This is a genomic window from Streptomyces sp. NPDC001985, from assembly GCF_040296845.1.
Lineage (GTDB): Bacteria > Actinomycetota > Actinomycetes > Streptomycetales > Streptomycetaceae > Streptomyces.
Genome location: NZ_JBEOYB010000046.1, coordinates 21,406 through 39,815 on the forward strand (window position 1 = coordinate 21,406; position 18,410 = coordinate 39,815).

Below are 18,410 nucleotides of genomic sequence, written 5' to 3' on the forward strand. Positions count from 1 at the left end.
TCCCGGCGCATACTCCCGCTCCCAGACGGAAAAGTCGTGGTCCCCGCGCACGCGGGGGTAGTCCGCGCTTGAAAGGGGCGGACTCGACTCTCGCCCGGTCGTCCCCGCACGCGCGGGATAGCCCTCTCCAGCGCACCGCCGCGCCCTCATCGCCATCACCCCTGGACGGCTCGCAACGCGACCCCCCACCACCAGGCGGCCATCGTGCGGCCACCGTGAGGAACGTCGCCATCAGCATTCACCTTGATCTTGCTCTTGATCACGATCGCGCAAAACGCCGCCCGCGAGAGCCAGTTGAAGGGCGCGGGGCAGGGCCGGGCGGACTTCAGTCGCGCTCGGGCAGGAGTTCGGGGAGCAGGCCCCGAACGCGCCGTTCGATCTCGTCACGGATGGCACGGACCGCTTCGACGCCCTGCCCCGCCGGGTCGTCGAGCTTCCAGTCGAGGTAGCTCTTGCCGGGGAAGATTGGGCAGGCGTCGCCGCAGCCCATGGTGATCACCACATCGGACGCCCGTACGGCCTCAGCGGTGAGGACCTTCGGCGTCTCGGCGGAGATGTCGATGCCGGCCTCGGCCATGGTCCGCACGGCGGACGGGTTCACGGCGTCGGCGGGCCGGGACCCGGCGGAGCGGGCCTCGACCCGGTCGCCGGCGAGGTGGGTGAGGAACGCGGCGGCCATCTGTGAGCGGCCCGCGTTGTGGACGCACACGAACAGCACCGACGGCTTCGGCTCGGAGTCAGACACGGGTGGGGCCTTCCGGGACGGTGGCGGCCGGACCGGCCGCGGGGACGGGGGCGGTGGGGAAGAAACGGCGTACCCGCAGAGCGACATGGACCAGGCCGATGAGAACCGGGACCTCGATCAGCGGTCCGACGACGCCCGCGAGGGCCTGCCCTGAGGTGGCGCCGAAGGTGGCGATGGCGACCGCGATGGCGAGTTCGAAGTTGTTGCCCGTGGCGGTGAACGCGAGCGTCGTCGTCCTCGGATAGTCCAGTCCCGCCGCCCGGCCGAGCGCCATGGAACCGGCCCACATCACGGCGAAGTACACCAGCAGCGGCAGCGCGATCCGGGCCACCTCCACCGGCTTCGAGGTGATCGCCTCGCCCTGGAGGGCGAAGAGCACCACGATCGTGAACAGCAGCCCGTAGAGCGCGAACGGCCCGATCCGGGGGATCAGCGCCGTCTCGTACCACTCCCGGCCCCGGGTCCTCTCGCCGATGCGGCGGGTCAGGAACCCGGCGGCGAGGGGGATGCCGAGGAAGATCAGGACGGAGCGGGCGATCTCCCATACGGAGATGTCCAGCCCGGTGGTCGTCAGGCCGAGCCGCCCGGGCAGCAGGTCGAGGTAGAACCAGCCGAGCAGGCCGAAGGCGACGACCTGGAAGACGGAGTTCACCGCGACGAGGACGGCGGCGGCCTCGCGGTGGCCGCAGGCGAGGTCGTTCCAGATGATGACCATGGCGATGCAGCGGGCGAGCCCGACGATGATCAGCCCGGTGCGGTACTCCGGCAGGTCGGGCAGGAAGATCCAGGCGAGGGCGAACATCAGCGCCGGGCCGATCACCCAGTTCAGGACCAGGGACCAGACCAGGAGGGGTCGGTCGCGGGTGACGGTGTCGAGCCGGTCGTAGCGGACCTTGGCCAGCACCGGGTACATCATCATCAGCAGGCCGAGCGCGATCGGCAGCGAAACCCCGGTCACCGTGACCTTGGCGAGCGTGTCGCCGAGCCCCGGGACGAGGCGTCCGAAGCCCAGGCCGGCGGCCATCGCGGCGAGAATCCACAGGGCGAGGTAGCGGTCGAGGAACGAGAGCCGGGACGCCACCGGGCCCGCTGTCACGGCCGGGGTGGTCACGCGGAGAGCCCGGCGGGCTCGGACAGGGGCTCGCCCGCGGGCCGGGTGAGTACGCCGGCGAGCCGGTCGGTCATCTCGGGCAGCAGCCGGTAGTACACCCATGTCCCGCGCCGTTCGGAGGCGATCAGCCCGGCCTCGCGCAGGAGCCTGAGGTGGTGGGAGATCGTCGGCTGGGACAGGTCGAACGCCGGGGTGAGGTCGCAGACACAGACCTCCCCGCCCTCGCGGGAGGCGATCATCGACAGCAGGCGCAGCCGCACCGGATCGCCCAGCGCCTTGAACACCTTCGCCAGCAGCGCTGCCTGGTCCTCGTCCAGCGGGGCTGACAGCAGCCCGGGGCAGCAGCCCTCCACCGTGGTGGCCTGCCCGATCACCGGAAGCTCTTGATTCGACATACTTCTATGTTGACGAACTTCGATCCAGGAGGCAAGCTCGACAGCGCAAGACATTGACAGACATCGATACAGACGGTCCGAGGAGACTGCCATGTCCCGCGTCCAGCTCGCCCTCAACGTCCCCGATCTCGAAGCATCGGTCACCTTCTACACCCGCCTGTTCGGTGTCGAGCCCGCCAAGCGCCGTCCCGGCTACGCCAACTTCGCCCTCACCGAGCCTCCGCTCAAGCTCGTCCTCATCGAAGGCGAGGCAGGCGGCGAAGGCGGGGACACCCGCCTCGACCACCTCGGCGTCGAAGTCGACTCCACCGAAACCGTCACCGCCGCCGCCACCCGCCTCAAGGAGGCCGGTCTCGCCACCTTCGAGGAGAACGACACCTCCTGCTGCTACGCGCTCCAGGACAAGGTCTGGGTCCACGGCCCCGGCCACGAGCCCTGGGAGATCTACGTCGTCAAGGCCGACGCCGACCGGATGGGCCAGGCCCCCGTCCAGGACCCCGCGACCGGCGCCCGCCGCACCGCGCGGGGCGCGGCAGACGGGGACGACAGGTCCGCCCCGGCTGTCGCGGGCTGCGCCTGCGGCACCTGACCGGGCGGGCAGCCACCCGGTTGCGGGCGGCACCGGGAACCGGGGCCCGTGTCACGCCGAGGCCGCGACTTCCCCCGGCACGAGCTGCCCGGTCAGCGCCGTTCAGCGCCCAGCCGGCGAACCGGCGGAGCGACACCTCGCGGGAACTCCCAGCCCCCGGAGCACTGGTCGAAACCGGCCGGGCCATCGTCGATCACCCAGGCCGGATCGGGACGGCCCGCGCCCTGCGCCTCTGGGCCATCCTCACCATCGCTTTCGGCCAGGGGGCGGGTTCCGGCGATCCCACTCACACCCGGCCGCCATCATCGCCAGAGACGCCGGAACGGCCACGTCACCTGCCCGTCCGCTCGCTGCCCCGCTCTCCGCCACCACGGTCGTCAGGCCGAGGAACACCACGACCGCGACCAGGACCACCGGGTGGACAGCCGGACTGCGCCCTCGGGGACGGACCGCTGCCGTCGGCCGCGACGAACGCGTTCGCCCGGCATGGCGTCCGGCACTTCGGGAGTCCGGCGTCACCGAGCGTCCGTAGATCCGGCCCAGGGCGTCCGTGACCATGGGGGAGCGGCTGTTCCGCCACAGCCGCCCGCGTCACCAGGCCGGCGATTGCCGTGTCCCTGACCGGCTGGACCATGACCATCCGCGCCCGGAAGCCTGCCGTTCCGGCCGCGGCCGGGTGTGCCGTGCCGGCCAGGGCAACAGCCCGCCCGGGCAGACGACCGCGATCAGAAGGGCACGGCCATACCCGCGACCAGCCACCCGTGACCCGGACGACGAGTGTCGGCGGCGTACCCGTGGAGATCCCGGCCACGACCGACGGCGTCCGCACCGCGCTCGCGGACGAGCCCGAGCGGTCGGCTGAGTTCGAGGCCGAGACCGGACGGAGCCCGGCCTTCCGAAACCGTCCCACAACCGCCCTGTGTCCTGCGTTCGGGCGATCCTTCAGGGCGTGCGGCTGCCTTCTCCTTCGCGCCCGGGGTGTCCCGCGCGGATCGTGCCGGTGTGGGTGATGGTGGACCTGCGGAGCGCGGGGTCGCCGCCCCCGGAAGAACGGAAGCGGAGCGTGAACAACAGCACGGAGTCGGTCCTCCGGACCGTCGGTGAGCTGCTCGGGGACAAGGAACCCTCTGCGGTCGACCGGTGGATCGTCCCCGCGTACACGCAGCACAGCGCGCCGGCCGCCGACGGGCCGGAGGCGCTGCGCGAACTCGCCTCCTCGCCGGCGGCGGCGTACTTCCGCCACGAGCACGCCCGGGCCATCGCGGACGGCAGCCCGGTAGCTCCGCACGGACCTGCTCCGGGTCGGGGACAGCGGACTGGCCGAGCACGGGAACCGCCTCGTGCCGCGTGTGGTGAGCAGCGCCGGCGGATGCTCGCCGACGGACGGCCCGACCGGGGGCACCGACCTGGAGCGACATCTCCGCCGACGCTGACGCCAACGCCCAGTACAGCCCGGATGCCGCGGACGGGCTGGACGGGCTGGACGGACTGGTCGGCCTGGACGGACTGGTCGGCCTGGACGGCCTGGACGGCCTGGACGGCGTCGGGAAAGCCGTGGCGAGACGGGCCGCGCCCACCCGGACGGGTCCGGCCCGCCCGCACGGCGGGCACGCGCACGGAGCACGACGACAGAAGGAGAAGGCGATGACCACCGACCCACACTTGCGGGAGCTGTACGAGCGGGCCAGGGCCGAGGGAGGCGGGCTGGTCGTGTACGCCGGAGGGGACGCTCCTGAGCAAGCCCGGATGTACACGGCCGGCTTCAGCGAGATGTTCCCCGACATCGACATCGAGGTCACCGTCGACCTGAGCAAGTTCCACAACGCGCGGATCGACGCACAGCACATCCGCGGGGACAACCGCGTGGACGTGGTGCACGTGCAGACCGTCAACGACTTCCCGTACTGGAAGCGGCACGGCCTGCTCCAGCCGTACCGTCCCGACGGCCTCGATCAGGTCGACCCGGACTTCGTGGACCCCGACGGCACCTACTACGCCCTGTTCGTCTTCGCGTTCTCCAACGTCGTCGACACGGAAGTCATCCCCGAGGAGCAGGCCCCGCGTGAGGCGACCGACTATCTGCGCCCGGACCTGAAGGACCGCATCGTACTGACCTATCCGCACGACGACGACGCCGTCCTGTTCCAGTTCGAGCGGATCATCGCCAAGCACGGCTACGGCTGGCTGGAGAAGCTGGTGGCGCAGAACCCGCTGTGGGTGCGCGGCACCGCGACGCCACTGGCGGTCATCGGGTCGGGTGAACGGGCGGCGACGTTCACCTCCTTCTACTACCTCAACCCGCCCGCGGGCGACTCGATGAGATTCATCCTGCCCAAGGAGGACTTCTTCCAGGCGTGGTACCAGACCGGAGCGATCCTTGAGGACGCCCCGCACCCCGCCGCGGCGAGGCTGTACATGAGCTACCGGCTCTCGCGGCAGGCCCAGCAGGCATCGGCCCAGTGGCCGGCCCGCAGGGACGTGCAGATTCCCGGCTGGAAGCCGATCAACCAGTACCGCAACACCGACCCGCGCGGATTCCGCGAGTTCATGCTCGACCGTGCCCGCGTGGAGCGACTGCGCGGCATCATGGAGGACTTCATCGGCCCGGTCCGGGGCGACAACCCCACTGGCGTGGACCGCGCCTGGCACTGAGACGCCGACGGCCGCGCCGCTCCCCTGACCGCCCGGCACGGAATGCGGTGCCCGCTGCCCCGGGTATCACGCCCAGGTCCGAACCTGGAGCACAACCGGGCCGCCGCCGCCCACACCCGCTCGTACCCACGCCCCGTTCTGGGACCGTTGACGTCATCGTGGCCGCGCTGTACCGAGGGCGTGACGGCCCGACTCCGCGTCGATGTACACCGCTATGCCCAGCCGACCGGGCGGTCCGCCCCGCCCGCGCGACGAGACCGTGGTCGAGCAGCACTTGGACGCCGAGCCCACCCGACCCACGCCGCACCAACGGTCCGAGGCCCGCCGGCGCGGCAGGAATCGGCAAGACCTCCAGTGCGACCCTGGTGCCGAATGCGAAAGAGCGGTCCACGCAACCGGCGGCACAAGGGCCACGCAGGCGGATACGGTGTACCGAGCCCGATGACACCGGAGTCGGCACAACAGCGGCGCCTGCGGAGCGGTCCTGAGGCAGGTAAAGGAAAACAGCATGATCACGTGACAACGCCCCAGCTCAGGAAGTGTCGTCCCCGCCCGCGCGGGGGTGGTCCTCGTGTAGGCAGAGCATTCGACGGCGTTGCCGTGTCGTCCCCGCCCGCGCGGGGGTGGTCCCCACCGGCTGAACCGCTCCACGTCCGCCCCGGCGTCGTCCCCGCCCGCGCGGGGGTGGTCCCTTCAGGAGGCCCTGCCCGTTCTCCACCCGGCTGTCGTCCCCGCCCGCGCGGGGGTGGTCCGGGAGACGGGGCCTCACTCGTTGGGGTGGACAGGGTCGTCCCCGCCCGCGCGGGGGTGGTCCGGTAGCTGAGGCGGACTGTGTCCCTGATGAGGAGTCGTCCCCGCCCGCGCGGGGTGGTACGAGGGCGCAGTACCAGCGGGTGTCACCGATCACCAGCCCTCGGTCGGGCGGCGCGGCGGACGCTCGTCGACGGCTGGGGTCCGGCGCCGGGTTCGACTTCGACAGCCAGGACCAGCCCCGCGCTTGAGTACGGATGGAACCGGATGTTCCCGGCCCGGGCGTTGTGGTGAGACCTCACAGCATGACTTCGGAAAGTCCGGCCCCGGGCAGGTCGAGACATGCGGAGGGCCCGTCACCGTGCCTGTGGTGACGGGCCCTTCCCAGTGCTGCTGCTAGCGCTGGTGGAGGCGTTGCCGTGTCTGCTGGGGGAGGGCCATGAACGCCTCGCGTTCCAGGCTCCAGATGGTCCGGGTGGTCACGGGGCCGTGGTGCCCGCGCTCGCGGAGACAGGCCGTGAGGTCTGCCTCGGTGACGACGGTCGGCGGCCCGCCGTCCTGGACGACGGCGCGGTACGTGCCGGGGCCGGGCTGCTCCCCTATGTCCATGAGGTGGGCGGCCAGGGCGACGCGGGCGACATCGAGGGCGCCGGCCTTGGTCCGGGGAGTGGTGTCGCCGTCGACTGCGGTCCAGGTGCCGCCGCTGAGCTGCTCCACGGTCCATGTCAGCGTCGGGTCGGGGGTGAACGGAGTCCAGGCGTCACGGTCCCACGCGTCACTGCCGAGGATGCAGGGGCTCTCCTTCCCGTCGACGCCGGAGCGGAGGTATCCCTTGATAATGCTCTGGCCGCTGTCGTCGGTGGTGACCTCGGTGCAACGGAAGAAGTGCTGGTGGCCCTGTTCGTCGATGGAGCGGAACATCTGACCGGTCATGTGCCTTGTCCCTCTGGTTGGTGGTCGGGGCGTTGATTCGGAGTCGAGCGACGGGGCTGCCGTCCCAGCGGTCGCCGTCCTCGATGCGGCCGGTGAGCGTGGTGCGGTCGAGAGGGGCCGGCACCGCCGGGGACGCCCCCTTCGGCCGGGCGGCGGGGTCCTTCGTGCACGAACTCCTCGGCATGCCCACCGACGAGGCGACCGTCAACATCACCCGCAGCCGCCTCGGACGCCTCACACGCCAAGGCTTCCCCACCCAACCCGGACGAGGCCACGACCAGAAACGGAGTTAACGCCGCGCTTCACGGGCTGGAATCGTCACGGCCGTCGGCCGCCACTCTCGCCTGAGCAAACCGAACACCCACGAGTCGGAGACCTCGCCGTTCACCACACAGTCCTCCCGCAACGTCCCTTCACGCACGAAACCGATCTTCTCCAGGACTCGGGCAGATGCCACGTTGCGCGTATCGGCCTCGGCCTGAACTCGGTTCAGATCCAGTGTGTCGAATGCCCACTCCAGCACGGCGTGCGCGGCTTCCGTCGCGTAGCCGTGGCCCCACATCGCATCGTCGAGGACGTAGCCCAACGACGCGCTGCGGTGGTCCTCGTCCCATTCGGTCAGACCGCACCAGCCGACGAAGGCCCCGTCAGAAGCACGGTCGATGGCCATCCGCGCCCCGGTGCCTTCGTCCGCCACCTTCCGGCACATCGCGATGAAACGCTCCGCGCGGGCATGTTCGGTCCACGGCGGGGAGTCCCAGTAGCGCATCACGCAGGTGCTGCTGTGCAGCGCGAAGAGAAGGCCCGCGTCAGCGTCGGTGAAGGGCCGAAGTCGCAGGCGAGCGGTGTGCAGTACGGGCGTGGCCAGAGTCATGCGCACCATCTTGTGTCCTCACGGGGCGCGCGGAACACCGAATATCTGATCCCGGTCCGGCCCTCACGCAACTGGAAGAAGCTGCGCCGATGGGGCAGGGTCGGCCCGTCGGAGGTACGGTCCGTACTCGAGCGTCTGGCTGTCCCTCCCATCTGTCCGAGGGACCTGCTGATCGCGTCGCCGGTGCTGCCCAGGCCGGGCCAACGCCAACGGCCACTACCCCGAGACACGCTGCATGCCTCTGGTAATGACCCACTGGGAACCAGCCGCTGCACGGGGGCGTCCCCTGCCGCCCTCATCGGCGCGGAGATCGATCGGGAGCTGCTCGGCCTGGCCGACGATGAGCGCCGGCGCGCCCTTGAGGAGCGGCTGCGCGATGTCGCCCGTGCGGCCTACCAGGAGCGAGCGGAAGCCGAAGGCGCGGCCGCAGCGGCTGCCGACGCGGTCCGGTAGGCCCGGGCGGGCGCGGGGTTGCGGGCAGCGGCGGGCCGGGGGTTGTGCGAGGCGTGCGGCTACCGGTGCCGCGCCGAGGCCCTCACCGTGGAGGCTGGGCTCGTCGCGGCCACCCGGGTGGCCGACCTGACCGACGCGGTGGATGTCGCGGCGTCGCCGGCGGCCGACATCGCCCGCACCCGCCGCGAGTTTCTGGGCTGGGCGGAGCCGGGCGAGCTGAACAGGGAACCGGTCGCGGCGGCCACGCTCGCCTTCGCCGCGCTCCAGGCGGTGGGGTAGCACTGGTCCGGAGCACCACAGCAGCACACTGGAACGGCTCAGCCAGACCGAGAAGGCTGAGACGGAAGCCCGACGGGCTACCGGACCGAGCAGAATCAGTGCCGGTGCCGGCACAACCCGACCGGCGCGGGTGCCATCTCGGCGGCGGCGAAGGCCGCCGACAGGGCGAGCGACCGCACCGCGTAGTACCTGCTCGCGGCGCGGCTGGACCGGCTGTCCGCACTCCCCACCCACCCGCTGGACGGCGGCACCGCAGGGAAGGTGATCGCGTGAGCGCCGAGGTGGAGCTGAGTGGCGCGGATCTTATGCGCCAATCCTGAACGTGGCCCGGGAGGCGGCGCAGAGGAACCGGCAACATGAGGACGACTTCTGCGGATACGGTGACCCCGAGCCCGATGCCAACGGAGCTGACGCAGCAGCACCCGGGGAGGAACCGCCGTGAAGCAGGTAAAGCAAAACAGCATGATCACGTGAAAGAACCGCAGGTCAGGAAGTGTCCGCCCCGCCCGCGCGGGGGTAGTCCGCGCCTTTCAGAGATCGGGGCGGCGGTCGACAAGTCCGCCCCGCCCGCGCGGGGGTAGTCCGTCGCAGGTCAGAGCTTTTTGTGGCGGCGCCCCGTCCGCCCCGCCCGCGCGGGGGTAGTCCGTGGTCCGCGCTGTCACCTGGGGCACCGGCCCGGTCCGCCCCGCCCGCGCGGGGGTAGTCCGAGCGTGATCATCTCGCCCCATTCCTTTTTGATGTCCGCCCCGCCCGCGCGGGGCTAGTCCGCCGTGCATGGCCGTGCAGCTCTTCGACGTGAAGTCCGCAGTAGCCCGCGAGGGTTCATCGGCTCCGCTGCGGACGGATGGTCGTCCTCGCCTCGCGCGGGGCTAGTCCGACGGCGTACGCGGCACAACCCCTCGCGGGCCCGCGGCTCCTCAAGCGGCCCGGGCCGTGCCGCGACGTCGACAGTCGACAGAGCCCGGGGCGACATCCGGCCCGGCTCGGAGCATGCGGGCAGACCTTCGGCGAGAGCCCGGCGGGCTTCGTCGCAGATCAGGGCCCGGCTGCCGGGAGCGGGTACCCAGCACCCGCCGGTGTGCGGACGGATCGGCCCGGCGGTGCTCTTCTCCACGGCCCAGCCGGGTGCGGGAGTCGGCGAGTCCGGCCGCCCGGCCGGGGCCGGCCACGGGCCGGCCGTGGGGAGTGGCGAACCTGACGCTGGTCCGCGTCCCCGATCCAGCACTCGGTCCGCTTCAGGTCGTCCTGCGTCCGGACTCGGCGCAGAAACCAGAGCATCTCCCGCCGGTCGGCGTCCGGCGCCCGAGCACGGTACTCAGCTCTCAGGCGCCGCAGGCCCGACGCCGACGCCGACGCCGGTGGCGGTGGCGGTGCGCTGCAGCGCCATCCTGGCCTCAACGAGATCCGGCCCGCGCAGCTCCTGCCGGCCCGGGTGCGTCGTCACCTGCTCGGCCAGTTCCAGCAGCACCCCGTGCAGCCGCGCCACCCCGGTCCTCCGGCGGCGCATCCTGCCGATCCGCTCGGAGTTCGGAGTGGAGCTGCTTGTCGCCCTCCCATCCGGGCATCGGGCTCCACCGGCCAGGGCAGCTCCCGGCGGCACAGCGCGCTGTACTCGCCCCTCGGCCCGCACCCGGCGGAGGCGGGTCCGCGTGTCGCGGAGGTCCGGAGGGAAATCGGGCTCAGCCATATTCGAAAGTCGAATGGTGCACCTGTTCGAATATGGGCTGTGTTGAGGTGTCAGACAAGTGCTTCGCCCTCCCGGTCATCGCAGCCTGCACGGCCGCCCACCCTGCCGCCCTCGCCGCACCCGCCGGCGCCGCAGCAGCGACCCCGGCCGCCGCGGCACCGGCCGAGACCGCGCCGCTCACCGCCGGGCGGGCTTCAGAGCGGAACCTTGGTGTATTCGGGCACGCCGAACCCGATACCGTTCTCGGTCTTCAGGGTCTGCAGAAAAAGATCGATCCGCTTCAGGTCGACGGGCTCGGATACCGGCTCCGGCCGGAAGCAGCGGAGGCTGTAGGTCGCCGCGGCGGGCATGGGTGCCCATGCGTCGTCCAGTTCCTCCGGGCGTCCGTCGGAATCGGTCCTGTCGCGGTGCTCGCACCGGGTCCCCGCGCCGCACCCCTGCTTGGCGTCGGCGCAGAGCGTGTCACCGGCGCCGTGGCCCGGCCGGCCGGTGAAGATCAAGCCGTCGGTCAGCGTACTGGGCCTCGCGGTGCGGTCTGACTGAAGATTCTCCAGTGTCAGGTCGACGTAGAGGAACGTCTGTCCGGGAGGCGCGGACTGATCCAGGAACTGCGGGCGCAGCCCCAGCACCGGTAACGGCGTCCGGTACCGGTACCCATCGCCGTCGGCCAGCTCGACGCTCCGCCTCGGGGGGTCACTCCGGGTGGCCTGATCCGGGTCTTTCTGTCCGGCGCTCCTCGACACCGGAGGCGGTTCCTCATCGCCCGGGGACATGCCGTCCGGGCCACTGCCACAACCCGCCATGAGAACCGCGACGAACACCGCGATGACCGATCGACGCGACCTGAGCATGACTGAACCTCCGTACAGAAGAGACCAGTTGATGGACTGGCTAGGGGCAGCCTGCCATCCGGGCGGACACATGGTGCAGCCATCGGTCTCCCTGCCCGCTCCTCCTTCTCCGGCCGTCCGCAACCCGGAAGCGCTCCATCAGCCCCCGCGCGGGGGCCGGTGCAGGTTCGGCCCGTACCGGAGTCCGTACCGGAGTCCGTACCGCGCTGCGCGTCATGAGGTTCCGGCGCGGGGTGAGGATCTCTGAGGTGGCCGGACGCGGCCACTGGGGGCAGACGGGCGGGGGCGAGCCGGCCGCCGCCGCGGGTGCGGTGTCGGCAGTGCCGGGCATCCGACGGGCGTATGTGTCCACGTCAACACCCATCAGGTACTCGCTCGCGGTCGACACCGTCACCGGTGAGGTGATCGCGGCCATCCCGGCCGGTGTCGAGGCCGAGGTCTCGCGGTGTCACCGGACGGCTCCCGGCGACGCGGACCCGGGAGCCGTCCGGTGACACCGGGAAGGTCTGCAGAGCCCTGCCCGCCACCCCCACCACCCGCACCACTCGCTCGTTCGCCGCACCGAGCCGTCGGACTGCCCCTCAACATGGGCAAAAGATGCGAAATAGGTCCGGACCGGCACGCCGATACACTTCTCGTCATGGTTCAAGCACCCCCCGGGATGTGGCGGCGCGAGGCGGGCACCGTGGTCCGGGGAGTCGAGCCGCTCCCCGACTCGGCGTCCGCCATCCTCGCCGCGTCCCGGATCATTCCCGCTCCCACGGAGTGGTCGGCCCACGCGCATCCCTTGCATGAGCTGGTCTGGGTGCGAGGGGGAACGCTGACGTCCCGCGTGGGTGACCGTGTCCACACCGTGGTCGAGGGGTACGGGTTGTGGATGCCCGCCGGAATGGTCCACGAGGGCCGGTCGACGGCGGGCGCGGAGTTCTTCAGCGCCTTCTTCGCTCCCGCTCACACACCGTTCGCGTTCACGCAGCCCATGACGATCACGATGACGACGTTGCTGGAGTCGCTGCTGACCCATCTGTCCGCTGCGGACCTCGGCGTGGGGGCGAGGGCGCGGGCGGAGTCCGTGGTCTTCGATGTGATCCGGCCATCGGAGCGCCAGTTCGCGTTGCGGTTGCCCGGCGATCCGCGGATCGACGCCATCGCCGAGGCCCTGCTGGACGATCCCTCGGACGGCCGCTCGCTGGAGGAGTGGGCGCGGCTGCTGGGGACCAGCGACCGTACGATCACCCGTGCCTTCCGCCAGGCGACGGGGCTTCCGTTCGCCCAGTGGCGCCAGATGCTGCGGGTGCACCGGGCCCTGATGCTTCTCGCCGAGGGCTTCGACGTGGCGACGGTTTCCGAGGTGCTCGGCTACGCGCAGCCCAGCTCCTTCATCGTCGCCTTCCGGCGGGTCATGGGGACCACGCCGGGCGCGTTCTCCGGTGCGGTGGCCGGTTCATCGGGGTGTCCGGAATTCCGTATCGTGTGACCAGAACTCCGGATTGTCGCCACGGCAAGCGGAATATAAGCTTCACCGGGTTAGGTAACCCTTAGTTGCTGTTCTCCGTGTGCGGTGCTGCCGTGCCCGGGCGAGCGCGCGGCCTGCCCGGTGACATCGGACAGAGGTTGCCGCAGTCCCCGCCCTCCGACCGTCCGGACATCCTCGTGTTCACAAGTCTCTTCCGGTCCGCCGGGAAGCCCGCGGCCCACCCCGCCGCGGCTCCGGTGGTCACGCTCAACGGGCACGACCTGGTGCTGCGCTACGACGGCAAGCCTGTCGTGCACGGTGTCTCGGTCGCCCTGGAACCCGGCCGGGCGACCGCCCTGGTGGGGCCGAACGGCAGTGGGAAGTCCACGCTGCTGCGCGCGCTGTCCCGACTGCACCGGGTGGACGGCGGCCGGGTGACGCTCGGCGGCGCCGAGGGGGAGTCCGAGCGTGACGCGGCCCTGCTCAGCTCTCAGGAGTTCGCACGCGAGGTCACTCTGTTCTCCCAGGCGAGGCCCGTTCCCCAGGGCCTGACGGTCGCGGAGGTCGTCGCGTTCGGGCGCCATCCCCACCGGCGCGGCTTCGCCGGACCGAGCGCCGAGGACCGGAGCGCTGTCGACCGCGCCATGGGGGTCACCGGAGTGCGGGACATGGCCGCACGGCAGGTCGGAGAACTCTCCGGCGGGGAGATGCAACGTGTCTGGCTCGCGGCCTGCCTGGCCCAGGACACCGGGGTCGTCCTGCTCGACGAGCCGACCAACCACCTCGACCTGCGCTACCAGTTCGAGACACTCGACCTGGTTCGGGACCTCGTCGAGGAACACGGCATCGCGGTGGGGATCGTGCTGCACGACCTCGATCAGGCCTCCCGGATCGCGGACACCGTCGTCCTCATGCGCTCGGGCCGGGTGTACGCGGCCGGCGCACCGGCCGATGTCCTCACCGCCGAGAACATCGGAGAGGTCTACGACATCCGCGTCGCGGTGGACGCCGACCCCCGAACGGGGCGGCTCCGCATCGATCCGCTCGGACGTCACCTCTCCTGAACGCGGTGGCGCGCCTCCCGGAGCGCCGCATCGGCCGTTTCACCCGTGACGAGCCGCCCCGGAATCACCGCGCTGCCCCCGGAGGCACCGACGCGCCTTCTGCGCGCCGCCCTCCCCACCCTCCTCCCCACCCTCATCACTCCCCTCACCCGCGAAAGAGGAATCCCCATGAACCGTGCCCGCCGCCTGGCGCTGTCAGCCTCGACCGGCCTCGCGCTGGTTGCCGTAACCGCCTGCGGAACGACCGACGTCGACAAGGCGACGGCCCGCAGCGGCACCGAGGCGCCCCCCGCGTCGAAGGACTGCGCCCAGGACACCACGACCACCTCGACGAAGCCGGTCTCCTTCAAGGACGGCGTCGGCCGCCAGATACAGCTCGACAAGCCCGCCCAGCGGATCGCGGTCCTCGAATGGCAGCAGGTCGAAGACGCGCTGACCCTCTGCGTCACCCCCACCGCCGTCTCCGACGCCAAGGGATACCGCACCTGGACCAGCGCGGAGAAGCTGCCTGCCGGTGTGACGGACATCGGCACCCGGGAGGAGCCCGATCTCGACACCCTCTACGCGGCCAAGCCCGATCTCATCGTCGTCGAGGCCTTCGGCGCCCAGGACGAGATGATCAAGAAGCTGGAGAAGAGGGGTGTTCCCGTGATGGCCACCCGGGGAGCGGACCCGAAGGACCCGATCGGGAACATGCGGAAGGTGTTCAGCATGATCGGCGAGGCGACCGGGCGCACGGACCGGGCGGACCAGGTGCTCAAGGAGTTCGACCAGCACCTCGCGACGGCGAAGCAGCGGGTCGCCGACGCGAACCTGCCGACCAAGGACTTCCTGTTCTTCGACGGCTGGCTCGAGGGAGGCAACCTGACCGTACGCCCCTACGCGGACGGCGCCCTGTTCACCGAGATCGGCAAGGAACTCGGCATGACCCCGGCGTGGACCAACGACGTCAACAAGAAGCACGGTGACGGGGGTGTGGACGCCGCCTACGGCCTGGCCCAGACCGACGTCGAAGGGCTCACCTCCGTGGGCAACGCCAACCTCTTCCACGCGAACGACGACGGCGCCGGCGGTTACGTCGCCGCGCTGAGCAAGAACCCGATCTGGAAGAAGCTCCCCGCCGTGAAGGAGGGCCGCGCCCACGCGTTCCCGGCGCGGGTCTGGGGCGCCGGCGGCCCGCGCTCCTGCGCGCAGGCGATCGACGCCTACGTCAACGTACTCGACAAGAAGTGAGCACGGTACGCGCGGTGGCCCCCGAGCCGGGGCCACTGCCCCCCGCCCGGCTCGGCGGCGGCCCCGCCGGGGCAGCCGTCCTGGCACTCCTCCTCGTCGCGACCGTGCTCACCGGCCTGTGGCATCTGACACAGGGGACGTCGGGCGTCGGCGTGGGCGACCTGGTACGCCACCTCGCCGGGACGGGCGGCGCCCAGGAGGCGCCCGTCGGCGAGATCCTCACCGGCTCGCGCCTGCCGCGGCTGTTCGCGGGCATCGCCGTCGGCTTCGCCCTCGGCTGCGCGGGCGCGCTGCTCCAGTCCGTCACCCACAACCCGCTCGCCTCACCCGACACCCTCGCGGTCACGTCCGGGGCCTACTTCACCCTCGCGCTCGTCGCCGCCCTCGGCCTCACCGTCCCGCTGTGGGCGTCGGGCGCCGTCGCCTTCGCGGGAGGCCTCGTCGCGGCGGCACTCGTGCTGCTCCTCTCGGGCCGCGCCGCGGGCACCGCGGGCACCCGTCTCGTCCTCGCCGGATCGGCGACGGCCATGGCCCTGGACGCGGCGACCGGGATGTTCCTCATCCTGTTCGACCAGAACACGACCGGTCTCTTCGCCTGGGGGAGCGGCTCGCTGGCGCAGCTGAACATCGACGCGTCGGTACGCGCCGCCCCTCTCGTCGCCGTGACGCTGTGCCTGGCTCTGGCACTGTCCCGACGGCTGGACGTGATGCACCTGGGCGACGACGCCGCGTCCACCCTCGGCGTGCCGATCCGAACCACCCGTGTGACCGCCGTGATCTGCGCGGTACTGCTGACCAGCACGGCGGTGACCCTGGCGGGTCCGATCGGCTTCGTCGGTCTCGGCGCCCCCGTCCTCGCCCGGCTGATCGCGGGACGCGTCCACGCGCTGCGCCGGCACCTGTTCCTGATCCCCGCGGCCGGGCTGCTCGGCGCGCTGCTCATTCTGCTCGCGGACGCGGTCCTGCGGGCGATCCAGGGGGCGGACGGGGCCGCCTCCATCCCCACCGGCGTACCGACCGCGCTGCTCGGCTCCGCCGTGATCGTGGTCCTCGCCCTGCGGCTGCGCGACACCGGGCAGATCCGGCAGCCCCCGCCCGCGAGGGTCGCCGCACGCTCGCGCCGTGCGTTCCTCCTCGTCACGTCCGGCGCGGTGACGCTGCTCGCCGGAGCGGCCCTCGTGGCCGTCCTCGCCGGAAGCCTGTGGCTGCGGACCGGGGACATCCTCCTGTGGCTCCAGGGCACGGCTCCGGACCTGGTGGGCCAGGCGCTCGACGACCGGGTCCCGCGCGTGACCGCCGCGATCCTGGCCGGTGCGGCCCTCGGACTGGCCGGCTGCGTCGTGCAGAGTTCGGTACGCAATCCTCTGGCGGAGCCCGGACTGCTCGGCATCACGGCGGGCGCCGGCCTCGGCGCGGCGAGTGTCGCGACCTCGGGGCTGTCCGGTGGACGGACGGTCCTCGTCGTGGTGGCGGTCGCGGCCGGGCTGATCACGTTCGCGGTGATCGCCCTGCTCGCCTGGCGCGGTGGCTTCCTGCCCGACCGGTTCGTACTGATCGGCATCGGCATGGGGTACGGCCTCAGCGCGGTCACCACCTTCCTGCTGCTGCGCGCGGACCCGTACAACACCCCCCGTATCTTCACCTGGCTCTCCGGTACCACCTACGGCCGGACCTTCCCCGACGTCGTCCCGGTCGCGGTGGGCCTGGCGCTCGCCCTGCCCGTACTGCTGGCCCTGCGCGGCCGGCTCGATCTGCTCGCCGTCGACGAGGACACCCCGCGCATCGTCGGAGTCAGGGTGGAGCGCACCCGCTTCACCGCGCTGGCGATCGCCGCGGTGCTCGCGGCGCTCAGCGTGGTCGCCGTCGGAGTCGTCGGCTTCGTGGGGCTCGTCGCCCCGCACCTCGCCCGATCCCTGGTGGGCGCCCGGCACGGCCGTTCCATCCCGGTCGCGATGGTCCTCGGTGGCGTGCTGGTGTGTGTGGCCGACGCCCTCGGCCGTACCGTCGTCGCCCCCGCCCAAGTGCCGGCGGGCCTCATGATCGCGCTCGTCGGCGGACCGTACTTCGTGTGGGTGCTCCGGAAGTCCCGCGCGTGACCCCACGGCGGGGGCGGGGTCCGCGCCCACCGCTTCAGCCCCCTCCTTCCCCCCTCTGTCCCTCGCCCTCCCGCCAGGAGTACCGGAATGCCGCCCCGCCATGAACCGTCCGAGCGGCCCACCGGGCCCGTGCGCCCCGTGGAGAGCCTCGTCGTCCCTTACGAGCCGGACGCGCCGCCGCCCGGGCTGGTGCCCCTCGCCGGTGATGAGGTGTCGGAGCGCTGGCGTGCCGTCGACCGCTCCGCCCACGCGCCTCGTCTCGTGGCCGTTCCCGGAGACGACCGCGAGGGATGGGCCGCCGCGGCGCTCGTGACAGCACGCCCGAAGACGGCCTATCTGAAAATCGTCGACGCCGTCGGCGACGTGCGGGCCGCCGTGGACGCGGTTGTCGCCCTCGCGGCCCGCCGAGGGCTCGCACAGGTCAAGTGGGAGGGGTGGACGGCGCGTGCCGAGGACGTCGCCGCCACCGGATTCACCGGGTTGAGGACTCCGCTGACGCCGTCCGAGGGTGCGGCGGGACCGGCTGCCGGATACGTCCGCTGGCTGCGCGGAGGCGTCACGACCACGCCTGTGTACTACGGACAGACCACGCACTTCACCTGCGGAGCCGTCACCGCGCTGGTCGCCCGGGCGCACGCGGGCGCGCTGGAGTGGGAAGAACTCGACCGGCAGGCGGAGCTGACGCTCTGGCGCGACGCCACCAACTTCCCCGCGTGCGAACCCGTCGGGCTGGGCGTCGCCGTGCACCGGGCCCGGCCCTCGTCACCGGTCAGGGTCCACCTGGACGCCGACCGGCCGGTGCTGCTCGACCACCTGTCGGAGAACGATCGGGAGTGGCGTGCCCTGCTCCAGCGCGCCTCCAGGAAGGACGCGGAGCGCGCCGGTGTCCCCGTGGACCCCAGCCGTCTCTCCCTGAGCGCGGTCCGCGCATCGATCGGCCGGGGCGAGCACGTACTGCTCCTGCTCTCGCTCGCCGGGATGCAGGGGTTCGACGTGCCGCACTGGGTGCTCTGTCACAGTGTCGTGCCCGGCGCCATCGTGATCGACGATCCGTGGAGCAACGCGACGACGGGTGACACCTGGGTCGACGCCCATCTCCTGCCGGTGTCCGACGCGTCGCTCGACACGATGTCGGTCCTCTCGCCGCAGGACTTCCGCGGCGCGGTGACCATCGGCCGTCCGCACGAGCGGGACGCGACGCCACACCCATGAACGAACACCATGATCCACTGTGCGGGTGCT

The 18,410-nt window shown here is 71.6% G+C and carries 16 protein-coding genes, 2 pseudogenes and 2 CRISPR repeat arrays; of the genes and pseudogenes, 9 read left to right on the top strand and 9 right to left on the bottom strand.

What is annotated here, in order from left to right; genetic code table 11:
• Nucleotides 1-325: 325 nt before the first annotated feature.
• Genes ABT122_RS21150 through ABT122_RS21160 form a run of 3 tightly spaced genes read right to left on the bottom strand, consistent with a single transcriptional unit; the run spans nucleotide 326 to nucleotide 2,251 of the window.
• On the bottom strand, nucleotides 326-745 hold the full coding sequence (locus ABT122_RS21150; RefSeq protein WP_351554294.1) for an arsenate reductase ArsC: 420 nt from the start codon (nucleotides 743-745) through the stop codon (nucleotides 326-328).
• Nucleotides 738-1,856, bottom strand: a complete 1,119-nt coding sequence (arsB, locus tag ABT122_RS21155; protein WP_351554296.1) for an ACR3 family arsenite efflux transporter — start codon at nucleotides 1,854-1,856, stop codon at nucleotides 738-740. Before arsB ends, ABT122_RS21150 begins: the two co-directional genes overlap by 8 nt.
• Nucleotides 1,853-2,251 carry an ArsR/SmtB family transcription factor gene (locus ABT122_RS21160; protein WP_351554299.1) on the bottom strand — a complete coding sequence of 133 codons (399 nt, stop codon included), beginning with the start codon at nucleotides 2,249-2,251 and terminating at the stop codon, nucleotides 1,853-1,855. Before ABT122_RS21160 ends, arsB begins: the two co-directional genes overlap by 4 nt.
• Before the next feature lie 91 nt (nucleotides 2,252-2,342).
• Here ABT122_RS21160 and ABT122_RS21165 point away from each other — a divergent pair, with 91 nt between their 5' ends.
• Nucleotides 2,343-2,840: an ArsI/CadI family heavy metal resistance metalloenzyme gene (locus ABT122_RS21165; RefSeq protein ID WP_351554301.1), complete on the top strand. Its 498-nt coding sequence runs from the start codon at nucleotides 2,343-2,345 to the stop codon at nucleotides 2,838-2,840.
• A 1,644-nt stretch (nucleotides 2,841-4,484) separates the two neighbouring features.
• The gene (locus ABT122_RS21170) at nucleotides 4,485-5,492 is read left to right on the top strand and encodes an ABC transporter substrate-binding protein (protein ID WP_351554303.1); all 1,008 of its coding nucleotides are present in this window, start codon (nucleotides 4,485-4,487) and stop codon (nucleotides 5,490-5,492) included.
• Nucleotides 5,493-6,033: 541 nt separating this feature from the next.
• Nucleotides 6,034-6,367: a CRISPR direct-repeat array (repeat unit 28 nt; unit sequence GTCGTCCCCGCCCGCGCGGGGGTGGTCC).
• 271 nt (nucleotides 6,368-6,638) lie between these two features.
• On the opposite strand, the gene ABT122_RS21175 is transcribed toward ABT122_RS21170, so the two are convergent.
• Both ABT122_RS21175 and ABT122_RS21180 read right to left on the bottom strand, forming a co-directional pair.
• A complete protein-coding gene (locus ABT122_RS21175; RefSeq protein WP_351554305.1) occupies nucleotides 6,639-7,175 on the bottom strand; it encodes a hypothetical protein in 537 nt (178 codons plus the stop codon).
• A gap of 289 nt (nucleotides 7,176-7,464) precedes the next feature.
• Nucleotides 7,465-8,049 (bottom strand): GNAT family N-acetyltransferase, encoded by a 585-nt coding sequence (locus ABT122_RS21180; RefSeq protein WP_351554308.1) that lies wholly within the window; start codon nucleotides 8,047-8,049, stop codon nucleotides 7,465-7,467.
• Nucleotides 8,050-8,589: 540 nt separating this feature from the next.
• Between ABT122_RS21180 and ABT122_RS21185 the strand changes: the two genes are divergently transcribed.
• Nucleotides 8,590-8,781 carry a hypothetical protein gene (locus tag ABT122_RS21185; RefSeq protein ID WP_351554311.1) on the top strand — a complete coding sequence of 64 codons (192 nt, stop codon included), beginning with the start codon at nucleotides 8,590-8,592 and terminating at the stop codon, nucleotides 8,779-8,781.
• A 95-nt stretch (nucleotides 8,782-8,876) separates the two neighbouring features.
• On the opposite strand, the gene ABT122_RS21190 is transcribed toward ABT122_RS21185, so the two are convergent.
• From ABT122_RS21190 to ABT122_RS21205, 4 genes and pseudogenes are all read right to left on the bottom strand, one after another.
• Nucleotides 8,877-9,095: a hypothetical protein gene (locus tag ABT122_RS21190; protein WP_351554314.1), complete on the bottom strand. Its 219-nt coding sequence runs from the start codon at nucleotides 9,093-9,095 to the stop codon at nucleotides 8,877-8,879.
• A 181-nt stretch (nucleotides 9,096-9,276) separates the two neighbouring features.
• Nucleotides 9,277-9,549: direct repeats of the CRISPR family, unit length 29 nt; unit sequence GTCCGCCCCGCCCGCGCGGGGGTAGTCCG.
• Nucleotides 9,550-9,778: 229 nt separating this feature from the next.
• Nucleotides 9,779-10,006: pseudogene (locus tag ABT122_RS21195) on the bottom strand (hypothetical protein); the annotation flags it as partial.
• 90 nt (nucleotides 10,007-10,096) lie between these two features.
• On the bottom strand, nucleotides 10,097-10,468 hold the full coding sequence (locus ABT122_RS33635) for a DUF8825 domain-containing protein (RefSeq protein ID WP_502976172.1): 372 nt from the start codon (nucleotides 10,466-10,468) through the stop codon (nucleotides 10,097-10,099).
• A gap of 194 nt (nucleotides 10,469-10,662) precedes the next feature.
• Complete coding sequence (locus ABT122_RS21205) at nucleotides 10,663-11,319, bottom strand: hypothetical protein (protein ID WP_351554320.1); 657 nt, start codon at nucleotides 11,317-11,319, stop codon at nucleotides 10,663-10,665.
• A gap of 344 nt (nucleotides 11,320-11,663) precedes the next feature.
• Between ABT122_RS21205 and ABT122_RS21210 the strand changes: the two genes are divergently transcribed.
• From ABT122_RS21210 to ABT122_RS21235, 6 genes and pseudogenes are all read left to right on the top strand, one after another.
• Entirely contained in the window at nucleotides 11,664-11,813 is a 150-nt protein-coding gene (locus ABT122_RS21210; RefSeq protein WP_351554322.1) for a hypothetical protein, read from the top strand.
• 167 nt (nucleotides 11,814-11,980) lie between these two features.
• Nucleotides 11,981-12,854 (top strand): annotated as a pseudogene (locus tag ABT122_RS21215) (helix-turn-helix domain-containing protein).
• A 118-nt stretch (nucleotides 12,855-12,972) separates the two neighbouring features.
• Complete coding sequence (locus ABT122_RS21220) at nucleotides 12,973-13,839, top strand: ABC transporter ATP-binding protein (RefSeq protein WP_351554325.1); 867 nt, start codon at nucleotides 12,973-12,975, stop codon at nucleotides 13,837-13,839.
• A gap of 168 nt (nucleotides 13,840-14,007) precedes the next feature.
• Nucleotides 14,008-15,072 (top strand): iron-siderophore ABC transporter substrate-binding protein, encoded by a 1,065-nt coding sequence (locus ABT122_RS21225; RefSeq protein WP_351554328.1) that lies wholly within the window; start codon nucleotides 14,008-14,010, stop codon nucleotides 15,070-15,072.
• Nucleotides 15,069-17,168 carry an iron ABC transporter permease gene (locus ABT122_RS21230; protein WP_351554330.1) on the top strand — a complete coding sequence of 700 codons (2,100 nt, stop codon included), beginning with the start codon at nucleotides 15,069-15,071 and terminating at the stop codon, nucleotides 17,166-17,168. Before ABT122_RS21225 ends, ABT122_RS21230 begins: the two co-directional genes overlap by 4 nt.
• A gap of 87 nt (nucleotides 17,169-17,255) precedes the next feature.
• Entirely contained in the window at nucleotides 17,256-18,380 is a 1,125-nt protein-coding gene (locus ABT122_RS21235) for a peptidase C39 family protein (protein ID WP_351554333.1), read from the top strand.
• The last annotated feature ends 30 nt before the right edge of the window (nucleotides 18,381-18,410 follow it).